The sequence below is a fragment of the Pseudomonas sp. KCJK9016 genome (genome assembly GCF_046231795.1).
Classification (GTDB): Bacteria; Pseudomonadota; Gammaproteobacteria; order Pseudomonadales; family Pseudomonadaceae; genus Aquipseudomonas; species Aquipseudomonas bananamidigenes.
This window is the reverse complement of the sequence record NZ_JBJJMM010000016.1, coordinates 1-12,981: the sequence shown is the minus strand read 5'-3', so window position 1 is coordinate 12,981 and position 12,981 is coordinate 1. Positions and strand designations below refer to the sequence as shown.

At 56.1% G+C, this 12,981-nt stretch carries 9 protein-coding genes and 1 pseudogene; all 10 read left to right on the top strand.

Annotation, left to right across the window (positions count from 1 at the left end):
* Positions 1-2 precede the first annotated feature (2 nt).
* The 10 genes and pseudogenes from ACK6BI_RS16810 (at position 3) to ACK6BI_RS16765 (ending at position 12,971) form a co-directional block, all read left to right on the top strand.
* Positions 3-941: an alpha/beta fold hydrolase gene (locus ACK6BI_RS16810; protein WP_409317927.1), complete on the top strand. Its 939-nt coding sequence runs from the start codon at positions 3-5 to the stop codon at positions 939-941.
* Positions 942-1,052: 111 nt separating this feature from the next.
* The gene (locus tag ACK6BI_RS16805; protein ID WP_409317926.1) at positions 1,053-2,432 is read left to right on the top strand and encodes a VOC family protein; all 1,380 of its coding nucleotides are present in this window, start codon (positions 1,053-1,055) and stop codon (positions 2,430-2,432) included.
* 317 nt (positions 2,433-2,749) lie between these two features.
* Positions 2,750-3,265, top strand: a complete 516-nt coding sequence (locus ACK6BI_RS16800) for an Hcp family type VI secretion system effector (RefSeq protein WP_065260407.1) — start codon at positions 2,750-2,752, stop codon at positions 3,263-3,265.
* A 131-nt stretch (positions 3,266-3,396) separates the two neighbouring features.
* Positions 3,397-5,439, top strand: coding sequence for a type VI secretion system tip protein TssI/VgrG (tssI, locus tag ACK6BI_RS16795; protein ID WP_409317925.1), 2,043 nt, complete (start codon positions 3,397-3,399; stop codon positions 5,437-5,439).
* Complete coding sequence (locus ACK6BI_RS16790; RefSeq protein WP_409317924.1) at positions 5,429-6,166, top strand: DUF4123 domain-containing protein; 738 nt, start codon at positions 5,429-5,431, stop codon at positions 6,164-6,166. The genes tssI and ACK6BI_RS16790 overlap by 11 nt, the downstream gene beginning before the upstream one ends.
* Positions 6,166-10,836, top strand: coding sequence for an RHS repeat-associated core domain-containing protein (locus tag ACK6BI_RS16785; RefSeq protein ID WP_409317923.1), 4,671 nt, complete (start codon positions 6,166-6,168; stop codon positions 10,834-10,836). Before ACK6BI_RS16790 ends, ACK6BI_RS16785 begins: the two co-directional genes overlap by 1 nt.
* Before the next feature lie 6 nt (positions 10,837-10,842).
* A complete protein-coding gene (locus ACK6BI_RS16780) occupies positions 10,843-11,130 on the top strand; it encodes a barstar family protein (protein WP_409317922.1) in 288 nt (95 codons plus the stop codon).
* A gap of 836 nt (positions 11,131-11,966) precedes the next feature.
* Positions 11,967-12,362 carry a hypothetical protein gene (locus tag ACK6BI_RS16775; RefSeq protein ID WP_409317921.1) on the top strand — a complete coding sequence of 132 codons (396 nt, stop codon included), beginning with the start codon at positions 11,967-11,969 and terminating at the stop codon, positions 12,360-12,362.
* A 121-nt stretch (positions 12,363-12,483) separates the two neighbouring features.
* Positions 12,484-12,570 (top strand): annotated as a pseudogene (locus tag ACK6BI_RS16770) (hypothetical protein); the annotation flags it as partial.
* Positions 12,567-12,971, top strand: a complete 405-nt coding sequence (locus tag ACK6BI_RS16765; RefSeq protein ID WP_409317920.1) for a hypothetical protein — start codon at positions 12,567-12,569, stop codon at positions 12,969-12,971. The pseudogene ACK6BI_RS16770 and the gene ACK6BI_RS16765, both read left to right, overlap by 4 nt.
* The last annotated feature ends 10 nt before the right edge of the window (positions 12,972-12,981 follow it).

Sequence of the window (12,981 nt, the reverse complement as noted above, 5' to 3'; positions counted from 1 at the left end):
CGATGCTCTTGCTGTTTGTCGCCCTCGCGGTTTTCGTGGCCTGGAGCTGGTTGAGCTACCCGGCGGTCGGCCACTGGCTCTACGATCTGAGCACGGCCCTGGAGGCCAGACTCTATCGCTTGCACAAGATCGAGGTGCCGATCGCCGAAATGACCGTCTCGACCTGGCAAGGCGGCCCCTATGAAGCGTCCAGCAGCATTCTGATGCTGCACGGCTTCAGCGCCGAAAAGAACCTGTGGTTGCGCTTCGCCCGGCATTTTGTCGGGCAGTACCGAGTAATCATCCCGGACATCGCCGGCCACGGAGAAACCGGCTTCAAGGCCGGTGGCGGCTACGACATTCCGCTTCAGGCCAAGCGCATGATCCAGTTGCTTGATGTCTGCGGCGTCGAGAAAGTCCACGTGATCGGCAACTCCATGGGCGGTTACATCGCCGCGTGGCTGGCGGCGACCTACCCGGAGCGTATCGCTTCGGTGGCGCTGATCGACCCGGCCGGCGTCACTGCGCCCGAGGCCAGCGACATGGAGCGTCACCTGGCTCGTGGGCACAATCCGTTCCTGATCAATTCCCGGGAAGAATTCCGACACTTCTATGCGATGACCATGGCCTCACCGCCATGGGTGCCTGGCCTGGTGCTGGACGCCATTGCCCAGCGCTACGAGCAACAACGGGACGAACTGGAAGAAATCTTCCGGGATTTCCGCGCCAGTCCGCCGATGGAACCCAGACTGGCCGACATCAAGTGCCCGGCGCTGCTGCTGTGGGGCCGCAAGGACCGGTTGATCGATGTCAGCAGCGTGCCGGTGTGGAGCAAAGGCATCACCAATCTGCGGGTGGATGTGTGGGACGGGGTCGGTCATATGCCGATGGTCGAACAGCCGTCGAACACGGCGCGTTTGTATCGGGAGTTCCTCGGAGAACATTCGCGCACGGACAGGTAAACGATCAGTCGTTGGCAGAATGAAGTCCGTAGGATTCTTCGTTTGCCCGCGTGAGCGAAGGCTGCGATCTTTTGCTCCATCCTTTACGTGACCGTGCCAGGAATTTTTTTCATGACCGTGCAGCCGTTCGTCAGCCCCGACCTGATCCGCCAGCGCTTCTCCAAAGCGATGTCCGACATGTACCGCGAAGAGGTGCCTCTGTACGGCGCCCTGATGGAACTGGTGGAGCAGACCAATCGCGATGTACTCGCACGCGAACCGCAGCTCGCCAGTCAATTGCACAGCACCGGCGAAATCGAACGGCTGGACATGGAACGCCACGGGGCAATCCGCGTCGGCACCGCCACCGAGCTGGCCACCCTCGCCCGCCTGTTTGCGGTGATGGGCATGCAACCCGTGGGTTATTACGACTTGACGCCCGCCGGGGTGCCGGTGCATTCCACCGCATTCCGTGCGGTGCATGAAGCTGCGCTGCAGGTCAGCCCGTTCCGGGTGTTCACCTCATTGCTGCGGCTGGAATTGATCGAAGACCCCGAACTGCGAGCCTTCGCCCGGTCGGTGCTGGATCAGCGTTCGATCTTTACGTCAGAGGCGCTGCGCCTGATTGAACAGGCCGAATCCGTCGGCGGACTCAATGAATCCGAAGCCGGGGAATTCGTCCTGCAAGCGCTGGAGACTTTTCGCTGGCACCACAGCGCGACCGTCACCGCCGCGCAATACCAGACCCTCAGTGCTCAGCATCGACTGATCGCCGATGTCGTAGCGTTCAAGGGCCCGCACATCAACCACCTGACCCCGCGCACCCTGGACATCGACATTGTTCAGGCGCAGATGCCGCTGCATGGCATCACCCCGAAAGCGGTCATTGAAGGGCCACCTCGTCGACAACACCCGATCCTCCTGCGCCAGACCAGTTTCAAGGCGCTGGACGAGCCGATCGCTTTCACCGACCAGACGCAGACCCGTGGCAGCCACAGCGCCCGCTTCGGCGAAATCGAACAACGGGGCGCAGCGCTGACACCCAAGGGTCGGGCGTTGTACGACCGCCTGCTGAATGCAGCACGAGATGAGCTGGGCGACTTTCCCAATGAAGCCAATGCCTCGCGCTACAACGCGCTGATGGCGCAGCACTTCAGCGAATTCCCGGACAGCCTCGATGGCATGCGCGAGCAGGAATTGGCGTATTTTCGCTATTTCGTGACGGACAAAGGGCTTGCGGCGGGTCGTCCTGCCCAGGTCTCGCTGGAAGGACTGCTGCGCGACGGGTATGTGAAAGCCGAACCGCTGGTGTACGAAGATTTCCTGCCGGTCAGTGCAGCGGGGATTTTTCAGTCAAACCTGGGCGACGCGGCGCAGGCGCACTATGGCGAACATTCCAACCGGCAGTCCTTCGAACAGGCCCTCGGACGCTCGACCATCGATGAGCTGGGGCTGTATGCCGAAACCCAGCGACGCTCGATCGAAGAATGCCTCGCTGCGTTGACTCGATAAGCGACGAAATGGCGCCTGGCCATACTGCGCAAGAAGTTGCGCAGTCGCCCGCCTCAAAAGACCTCTCGAACCGCTGGAGGCCTTGCGTACCAAGGCCTCCAGCCAAGTGCGCAAGAAGTTGCGCAGCACTGCGCAACTTCTTGCGCACTTTTTGTCTGAAACAGCGTTCTTTTCATCGAAATCCGCCGACACCTCCCGCCCGCCCCTTGTTTTACGGGGCTTCTGAAAACCTGGCACGCTCCTTGATAACAGTCAGGCACCCACCGGGCGATTTCGCCTCCCGGGCACCCTAACTTTATCCGCAAGGAGCACCTCCCATGGCAACACCAGCGTACATGTCGGTTACCGGCGAAAAACAAGGCCTGATCACTGCCGGCGCTTTCACCGCCGACTCCGTTGGCAACACCTACCAGGAAGGTCACGAAGACCAGGTCATGGTTCAGGCGTTCAGCCACGACGTGATCATCCCGCGTGACCCACAGTCCGGTCAGCCAACCGGTCAGCGCGTTCACAAGCCAGTGATCATCACCAAGGTCTACGACAAGTCTTCGCCTCTGCTGCAAGCGGCCCTGACCTCCGGCGAGCGCATGAGCGAAATCGTCATCCAGTGGTACCGCACTTCGGCTCAAGGTACTCAAGAGCACTACTACACCACCAAACTGGAAGACGCGATCATCGTCGCCATCAACAACAAGATGCACAACTGCCAGGACCCATCGAACGCCCACTTCACCCACCTGGAAGAAGTGCAGTTCACCTACCGCAAAATCACCTGGACCCACGAAGTATCCGGTACTTCGGGTTCCGATGACTGGCGTGCTCCAGTCGTTTAATTACGGCTGACTGTTGCAAGCATCGGCCAGCTCTGCTGGTCGATGTTGTTTACGCCCCTCCAGAATTTCGCGTGCGTTGATCCGCTTGACGGTCATCGACGAACGCCGCTGTACAGCACGAGGAACAAGGGATGTTCGCGCCGGCCAATGAAACCCACTTTGCCCTGACCATCGAAGGGCTTTCCGTTGATTTCCAGGTGTATACCGTCACCGGTCGGGAAGCCGTCAGCCAGCCATTTGCCTTCGAGGTGGAGCTGGTCAGTGAGCAGCCGTCGCTGGACCTCGAAACCCTGCTGCACAAACCGGCCTTCCTGCAGCTGTCGCCCGACGGCAGCGGAATTCACGGCCTGATCTACCGCGCCGCGCAAGGCGACTCCGGCAAGCGCCTGACGCGCTATTCCGTGACCCTGCGCCCGCAACTTTCGTACCTGGCGCACCGGGTCAACCAGCGGATCTTCCAGAACCTCAGCGTGCCGAAGATCATCGGCATGGTCCTCGAAGACCACGGCATCCAGAGCAACGCCTACGCCTTCCAGACCGGCTCGATCTACCCCGATCGCCTCTACTGCGTGCAGTACGACGAGTCGGACCTGCATTTCGTCCAGCGCCTGTGCGAAGAGGAAGGCATTCATTACCACTTCCAGCACAGCACCACGGCCCACAAGCTGGTGTTCGGCGATGACCAGACGGTGTTCCGCAAACTGGCGCCGGTGGCCTATCAGCAAGACTCCGGCATGGTCGCCAGCACCCCGGTGATCAAGCGCTTCGACCTGCGCCTGGAAACCCGCACCAGCCGCACCACCCGCCGCGACTATGACTTCGAAAAACCGCGCATCACCCTCGAAAGCGAAAACCGTGGCGACGCCCTGCCCGACCTCGAGGATTACGACTATCCGGGCCGCTTCGTCGACCGCGAGCGCGGCAAGCATCTGGCCAAACGCGCCCTCGAACGCCATCGCAGCGACTTCCAGCTCGCCGAGGGTCGCAGCGATCAGCCGTTGCTGGTCAGCGGCCATTTCCTTGCGCTGAAGGAACACCCGAAGGCCAAGTGGAACGATCTGTGGCTGCTCACCGAGGTCTTGCACGAAGGCAAGCAGCCGCAAGTGCTGGAAGAGTCCGTCACCAGTGACACCACGGCGCTGAAAGACGATTTCCATCAGGGTTATCGCAACCGCTTCCAGGCCACCCCGTGGGACGTGCCGAACCGCCCGCCCCTGCGCCACCCGAAACCGCGCATCCTCGGCAGCCAGAGCGCCGTGGTCACCGGCCCGAAAGGCCAGGAAATCCATTGCGACGAATACGGTCGCGTGAAAGTCCAGTTTCATTGGGACCGCGAAGGTCAGGCCGACGACAAGACCAGTTGCTGGCTGCGCGTGTCTTCCGCCTGGGCCGGCGCCCAGTACGGCGGCATCGCCATCCCGCGCATCGGCATGGAAGTGCTGGTCACCTTCCTCGAAGGCGACCCCGACCAGCCTTTGATCAGCGGCTGCCTGTACCACAAGGAAAACACCGTCCCCTATGCCCTGCCGGCGAACAAGACCCGCACCACCTTCAAGACCCTGAGCTCCATGGGTGGCGGCGGCTTCAACGAACTGCGCATCGAAGACAAGAAAGGCCAGGAACAGATCTTCCTGCACGCCCAGCGCGACTGGGACGAGAACATCGAACACGACCAGAAAATCCGCGTCGGCAACGAGCGCCACGACGTCGTGGAAAAGAACAGCTACACGGAATTCAAGGCCGAGGAACACCACACCGTCTACGAAGACCGCAAAGTCGAAGCACGGGCCAACGACCACCTGACCGTGGGCGTGAACCAGCACATCAAGATCGGCACCGGCCAGTTCATCGACGCCGGCCAGGAAATCCACCTGAGCAGCGGCATGAAAGTCGTGCTGGAGGCCGGGGCTGAGCTGACGCTGGTCGGTGGCGGCAGCTTCATCAAGATCGATGGCGGCGGCGTGACCATGAGCGGGCCGGCGATCAACATCAACTCCGGCGGTGGCCCGGGCAGCGGCTCCGGCGCCGCCCCGCTGCTGCCCGGCGTGCTGAAACAGGCCGACGCTGACAAGGCGGGGGCTGTGCTGACGCCGGCGCAGATCAACACGCTCAAGCGTAATGCGCCGTTCTGTGAAGAATGCGAAAAATGCAAGGCAGGTGCCTGTGCCATCTAATCGACTGACACCCAAGGACTGGCTGGCACAACAGCCGTTGAAAAAAGACGAACGCCTGTACCTGATCGTCAGCGCCGCCAGCGATGCCGACGCGCTCAAGAACCTCTACCAAAGCGAGCCCACCGTCCAGGCCATCCCCATCTGGGGCGGCACGCCCTACGCCACCTGGCAACCGGTGATGCCCTACGTCGCCGAACTCAAGGCCAACTCGGCCTTCCTGCCCTGGATCACCGAAACCGACGCCCTCGACTGGGGCTGGCTGGCCGTCTCCCGCTCCGAACCCGACGAAGTCTTCGAACACCTGCGCAGCCTGACCCAAGTGAAAATGCCGGACGGCACCGAGGTGTTTTTCCGGTTCTGGGATGGGCGGCATATCTATCCGATTCTTGAAGGGTTGGGTGAGAGCGCCGGGGAGGTGCTGCCGGTGTTTGAGCGGTATCTGATCAATGGCCGCAGCCTGGAAGTCGGGCCGAGAGTGGTGCCGAAGGTGAAGGAGTGGCCGTGGTGGGAGGTGCCGAAGAAGCTGCTGGATCAGTTGGCGGAAGAAGACCGGACGACGCTGGTCGGCAACTTGATGCAATGGCTCGAAGAAGCACGCCCGGACCTCTATACCGCGTGGCCCGAGAACAATCTGAAACTGAAAATCACCCGTTTCGTACGTCGCCCGGATGCTCCGGACAACCTTAAAGAAGCACTGTTAAACCACCTGATTCTGGAGCAAGGCTGATGGATCGCGTTGCCTTTGTTGACAACCAACTGAATACCTTCAAGGACAGTTTGAAGCTGTATCAGGAACAGACCAAGACCTGGTACGCGAGAGCCGCCGACAAGGCCAGTCGGGCCGCCGACCTGCCTTCCCTGCTGGGCATGGAGCGAGTGATCAAGGTTGGCAACACCAGTAAGTCGGTGAGCATGACCGACGGCGACTTCTCTTCGAACGTGGCTCAATGCCCGTTGAAGGGACCGCTGCTGATCGAAAGTAAATTCGAATCGGTTTATGACATTCCCATCGGCGATATCGAAGTCGAGATCGTCGCAGTGGAAGGTGGTGCAGTCAGCAAGGTCAAACTCGATCAGCAAGGCAAGGCCAGCTGGACCGGCGGAATTCCCGGCAAGTTTTACAAAATCCGTGTTCACAACGAAGTGACGCCTGCGCAGATCGACGCTCTGTTTAGCTCCTATAGCGGCGTAACAGCAGACCTTGAAGGTTTCCTGCGCAAGGAGTGGGCCGGGTTCAAGCCGCAATGGTCGAATCTGTCGGCCTCGGGCACAGCGATGGCGATCGGCAACGGCATTCTTGAAGGTGGCTGGGAGGCCATCAAAGGCGTGTGGGATGGCATCAGTCTGGTGCTCGACATTCTGCAAGACCCCAAGAAGTTTGCAAAAGATCTCGGTGCCGGCGTCCAGGACCTGATCAAAGTCGCCGAAAGTTCGCCAGACATCATGAAAAAAGCCATGTTGCTGGCCAGCGACGAAGCCGCTTTGTTCCTGCTGGTACGCAGTGCCGTGATCTGGTTGGCAGGCTTGCCGCCAATGAAAATGGCCGGCGACGTTGCGAAGATGACCACGGCCATTGTCGTCGGCATCGCGATCGACATCGTGATTGGCGTGGTCCTGACCATTGCGGCTGAAGGCACAGGGGTTATCTACCTCGCCGCCCGACTGAAGAAGTACGGTGAGCTTGTCATCAATGCTGTCACCAGCTTCGTGAAGTCGCTGTTCAATATCATCAATGGTTTTATGGAGTATGTCGCGAAGTACACCGCTGTTGCGGCGCGTGGGGTTACGGCGAAGGTAAGAAATGGTATTTCTGAACTGAGGTTTGATGGAAAGAGAAATGCGACTCTAGGTAGAGGAAAAGCGGGAGACGATGTATCCCGACAGGCAAAGTCGCCCGCAGAAAAAAGTGCCGAGCCGGCCTCGGAAACCTGCACCAACGGATGCCCGGTCTCGATGGTCACCGGCGAAGAACTGCTGACGCTGACAGATGGCCAACTTGATGGCTTGCTGCCGTTTGAATGGACGCGCCTGTACAGAACCAGCGCCGTGGAAATCGACTGTGGCCTGGGCTACGGCTGGAGTCACGCCCTTGCCCACCGCATCGAAATCGTGGGCGATGAGGTCATCTGGACCGACCACGAAAACCGCTCAACACCGTTCCCGCTTCCAAGCGAGCAACGCCCGGCGATCACCAACAGCCTCTCGCGTGCAGCCATTTTCCTCGGCGATGACCCGTCCGAACTGGTACTAGCCCAAGCAGGCAAACGCCCATCGTTCTACCACTTCCGCTTCAACAGCAAAGGCGCAACCCTGATCGCTATCAGCGACAGCTATGGCAATCGCCTTCACATTACCCGGGACATACATGGCCGTATAAAACGCCTCGACAACGGCGCCGGTCGTTCGCTGCTTTTGCGCTACGACCGCAAACATATTGTGGCTGTCGACTATCAGCAGTTTCTTCCAGCGGACAATCTTGAGGATGCCTGGCACACCGTCCAGACACTGGTCACCTACACCTATGACGCGCAACACCGGTTGATTGAAGCAAAGAACGCCGCCGGGGAAGCCGAGCGTTATCGCTACAACGCTCAACACGTGATTCTGGAGCGGCAACTGGCCGGCGGCGCGAGCTTCTTCTGGGAGTGGGAGAACGAAGGCAAACTGGCTCGATGCATCCATCACTGGGCAAACTTCTCGCAGATGGACGCGCACTACGTCTGGGATGACAAAGGCAGCGTGACCGTTACCAACGCCGATGGCAGCGAAGAGGTTTACACCCACGACGACCAGGCGCGACTGATCAGCAAGATCGATCCGGATGGTGCCGAGCACCTCAAGGCCTATAACGACAAAGGCCAATTGGTCGCGGAAAAGGATCCTCTCGGTGCCGTGACCGAATATCGGTACGACGATGATGGATTGATGACCGCTGTCATCCCTCCTGAAGATGAAGCCACCACGTACGAATACAGCAACGGATTCGTCAGCGATGTTCACCGTGGCAAAGCCAGCTGGAAGTATCAACGCAACAGACAGGGTGATGTCACTCAGCAAATCGACCCGGACGGAAATTCGACGTTCTACAGCTACGACCGTCAAGGACGTCTGCTGGAGATCCGTCACCCGGATGGCAGCCGCCACCAACTGGGCTGGAACAACCTCGGTCAATTGCTTGAGGAGCGCCTGCCCGACGGTGGCCAACGCAAATATCGCTACGATGCGTTGGGCCGACAGATAACTCGGCAAGAAGAATCAGGTGCCATCACCCAATATCAGTGGGATACCGCCAACCGCCTCACACAAATTATCTTGCCGGGCGGCGCAACGCGCGCGTTCACCTACAACGCCTACGGCAATGTCACTGCCGAACGCGACGAACTCGGCCGCGTCACCCGTTACGAATATGCCGACAACCTGCACCTTGTCAGCCGTCGCATCAATCCTGACGGCAGCCAGCTGCGCTACCGCTACGACAACTCGCGCCTGTTGTTGACCGAGATCGAAAACGAACGTGGTGAGCATTACAAACTCGACTACTACTCGAACGGCCTTATCCAGCAGGAAACCGGCTTCGACGGTCGTCGCACTGCATACGAGTACGACCTCAATGGCCAGTTGCTGAAGAAAACCGAATTCGGCGATGACGGCAGCGAGTTGGTGACTGAATACCAACGTGATGCGGCTGGCAGGCTTCTGGTGAAGACGCTTCCCGATGGCGAAGAAATCCACTACAGCTACGACGCCCTCGGCCGCCTGGTCAACGTCGACGACGGACACTGGCCGCTCGCCTACGAATACGACCTGCAAGATCGCCTCGTCACCGAACATCAGGGCTGGGGCACCTTGCGTTATGAGTACGACAGCGTCGGCCAGCTCAAGCACTGCCGCCTGCCCGATGGCAGCAAACTCGACTACCGCCACCAACCCGGCGGTATGCTCAGCGGCATCGATCTCAATGGCTCGCGCCTGACGTCTCACCAGTTCAGCGGTGGTCGCGAACAGCAACGCCAGCAAGGCCTGCTGCTCAGCCAATACCAGTACGACGAACAAGGTCGCCTGCAGGCCCACAGCGTCAGCCAGCGCGAGAAAAACCTGTTCCAGCGCCGCTACAACTACGACGCAAACGGCAACCTCGCCGGTATCGACGACAGCCGCAAAGGCAGCCGCAGCTACCACTACGACCCACTCGATCGCTTGATCAGCGTGCGTGGCGCGACACCGGAAACCTTCGCCCACGACCCGGCCGGCAACCTGCTCGGCCAGAACAACGAAGGCACCGCCAACCTCGCCAACGTCAAAGGCAACCGCCTGCTGATGCAAGGCGACCGCCACTACGACTACGACGCCTATGGCAACCTGATCCGCGAGCGTCGCGGAACCGGCCAGAAACTCGTCACTGAATATCGCTACGACTGCCAGCACCGACTGATCGGCGTCAGCCTGCCGGGTGGCAGCACCGCGTCCTACAAGTACGATGCTTTCGGTCGCCGCATCGAGAAAACCGTCGATGGCCAAACCACCGAGTTTCTGTGGCAAGGCGAACGCCTGATCGCCGAAAGCGCGGACAACCGTTATCGCACCTACATCTACGAACCCGGCAGCTTCCGCCCGCTGGCCATGCTCGACGGCGAAGGTCCGCGCAAGGCAACGCCGTTCTATTACCAGCTCGATCATCTGGGCACACCACAGGAACTCACCGACTACAGCGGCGAAATCATGTGGTCCGCGAAGTACCGCGCCTACGGCAACGTTGCCGCGTTGGACGTCAGCGAAATCGACAACCCGTTGCGATTCCAGGGTCAGTATTTCGATGTTGAGACGGGGTTACATTACAACCGGCACCGCTACTACAATCCGGGGACTGGACGGTTTCTGACTCCGGATCCGATCAAGCTTGCGGGTGGGTTGAACAACTACCAGTACGTGCCTAACCCTACGGGGTGGGTGGATCCGTTGGGTTTGGCGAGTAAAGAGTGCGATGGACCAGAGCCATACGACAACTCGGCTCATAACGCCGCTAAATACGCTGCAATGAAGCGAGACCTAAAAACGACTGAAGCTGCTAACCCTGTAGTCGAAAGCCTACGAACGACTGGACAGCTTCCAAGCAACTATGTCACGAAGGCTCAAGCAGCGCAAAGTGGATGGAAACCTGGAAAGGCATTAAACAATAGTGTTCCCGGTGGTCAGCTAGGTGGTGATGTTTTCCACAATGATACAAACGTGCTTCCTTCAGCACCTGGTCGAACTTGGTATGAGGCTGATGTAGGTCTTAACAATACAATGTCTCGTAGCAACCAACCAGGAACGAGACTACTTTATTCAGACGATGGACTTCTTTATATAACTAGCGACCATTATGAAACCGTTAGCTCTATTGGAACGTGGAAGTGATTTTAAATGATAATTACACTTGATGGCTTAACCATTTCATCAGAGCAAGAATTCCATAAAGAAATAGCCATTGCTTTTTCGGTGACAGATTTTTATGGAAACAACCTCAACGCCTTATGGGACCTACTCAGCACAGGCGTGGAGCGCCCAATAGATTTAATATGGAAAAATTCTGAACTCTCAAAAAAAAACATGGGGGATTCATACAATAAAATAATTAAGATTTTTGAACGCACAAAGCAACAAGATGTGGGCTTCGGATGGGAGGACAAATTCAATTATTATCTAGAGTAGCCGCTAGTAAAAAAACATCAAAGGTGACATCCATCAGCGGGTATCAAGTCAATAGTCAAAGGGCTAGTCAAATGGGACACCCATTAACCTTGACTTGGATACCGGCTAATGGGCGTCACCTTTTCTATTTAGTTGTTGCCTTTTAGTCTGAAGAAATCCTTACCGTAGCCAAAAACACATGGCAAGATGATCTTCTGAAAGCACGTACACAATCAAAGGGGACCAATCAAATCTGGCCCCTTTTACTCTAAAACCAACTAGAGGCTGAAGAAAAATACCAGATAGGAAGAGGTCGCGGACTAGACCACATTGAAACAGACGTCCCTGAATCTCATGCCATTCGGGACGGATTTATTTTTAGAACTGGCTTCCTACATGGTGAAAAGCATCCAGGAATGTAAAATGAATATCTTTTCCGTCCCTGACGGCACAATACAAAAATAACAAGCCGCCCAGGAAAACTTTCTGTAGAATTTAAAGATTGTAAAGAAGAAGTTTGGATACTTAAATTTGAGAATCTTGTTGCATTTCAGAGTATAGGTGCGAAAGGTGAGGAAATAGCCGAAACCTCAATGCAAGACTCAGAACTTATAAAAATTATTGACAAGAACGATTTAGAAAAAGAGTCAAAAAACTACTCTTTTCTTTGCGCTTGGCACCAAAAGCCTGTATTAACAATAATTGCAAGTAGCTTTACGCAAGTAAAATTATAAACCCGCCCAATTTTCATAATCCGACCCTAGCGACCCACATGGTGATTATCCACACTTTCAGCTTCACCCTGTGAAAGGGGAAGTTATAAGAATCTATTGGCCAAACCAATTTGAAGGACAAAAATGAGCACTCAGAAGACTATCCCTAGAAAAGTTTGGTGGGGTTTGGAAGCAAAATCATATACAGAGATTGCGCAGGAACTACCTTCGCAGGATGAGTCACTTAGAAAATGGATCGCAATCTACGCTGTTTATCATTTAAATTTTGAAAATAGACACCCCAGAGAGAGTTACTACAAGTTTCTAGAGGATGCAAAAAATTCTAAATACGTCATTATAGAATTCACCATCCCAATCCACTTTCTCGAAACAAGAGACAGCATTGGCGCCACCGACACGACAATCACAAAGTGCAAAACCATGGAAACAGAGGAAGAAATAAACTCTTTTCTTTATGAAAACAATATAAACTCCGAGCTATTTACGCCTCCATGGACCTGCGAGTACCCGCTAGACTGAACTCAGAAAAAAATAGACAAATACGTCTCCTTTTCAAACCAAAGAAAGGGAGAGGCTTATTTTTCGTTAAAGAAAATAAATCTGTCCCCTTTTACTAGTCCCCTTTTTCTAAACGTCGGGAAAACGCGGAACTGGTGGCGCAGTTAGAGGACATATCTTATTAGAATCAGTGCCTGTATCACGCGCGAGAATTGGAGACCCGCAATGAACTACCTGGAAAAAGAAATCGACTCTGTCTTAGAAAAGCAGAACCTAGCAAATAAAAAACTAAACGAAATTGAACTAGCCAACCTAATCAACGATTTGACGATCGCATTCTTCTCCCCTCCTGCGAAGAATCTGGATCCATATTTTTTGAAAAACACCGAAAAAAAGCATGATCCTGAATTATGGAAAAAAGTTGACACACTTGACGACCTTGAATATCCCACTCTAATAGTTCACGACAATAAAACTCACGCATGGAAACTAGAGTCCTCTACTGATCTCAAAGCGCTACTATTCGAAACAACTGGCTTCCCATTCTGGATAATAGGGAACAATTTTAAAACCTTGAGATACATGGATGATCACGACTGCGTGCACACCTGCATAAAACCAAACAAATAATCCACTACCC

What these genes read in the sequence shown, in the direction of transcription:
- ACK6BI_RS16810 (WP_409317927.1), top strand. Translation starts at nt 3, where the DNA reads ATGCTCTTGCTGTTTGTCGCCCTCGCGGTTTTCGTGGCCTGGAGCTGG.
- ACK6BI_RS16805 (WP_409317926.1), top strand. Translation starts at nt 1,053, where the DNA reads ATGACCGTGCAGCCGTTCGTCAGCCCCGACCTGATCCGCCAGCGCTTC.
- ACK6BI_RS16800 (WP_065260407.1), top strand. Translation starts at nt 2,750, where the DNA reads ATGGCAACACCAGCGTACATGTCGGTTACCGGCGAAAAACAAGGCCTG.
- tssI (WP_409317925.1), top strand. Translation starts at nt 3,397, where the DNA reads ATGTTCGCGCCGGCCAATGAAACCCACTTTGCCCTGACCATCGAAGGG.
- ACK6BI_RS16785 (WP_409317923.1), top strand. Translation starts at nt 6,166, where the DNA reads ATGGATCGCGTTGCCTTTGTTGACAACCAACTGAATACCTTCAAGGAC.
- ACK6BI_RS16780 (WP_409317922.1), top strand. Translation starts at nt 10,843, where the DNA reads ATGATAATTACACTTGATGGCTTAACCATTTCATCAGAGCAAGAATTC.
- ACK6BI_RS16775 (WP_409317921.1), top strand. Translation starts at nt 11,967, where the DNA reads ATGAGCACTCAGAAGACTATCCCTAGAAAAGTTTGGTGGGGTTTGGAA.
- ACK6BI_RS16765 (WP_409317920.1), top strand. Translation starts at nt 12,567, where the DNA reads ATGAACTACCTGGAAAAAGAAATCGACTCTGTCTTAGAAAAGCAGAAC.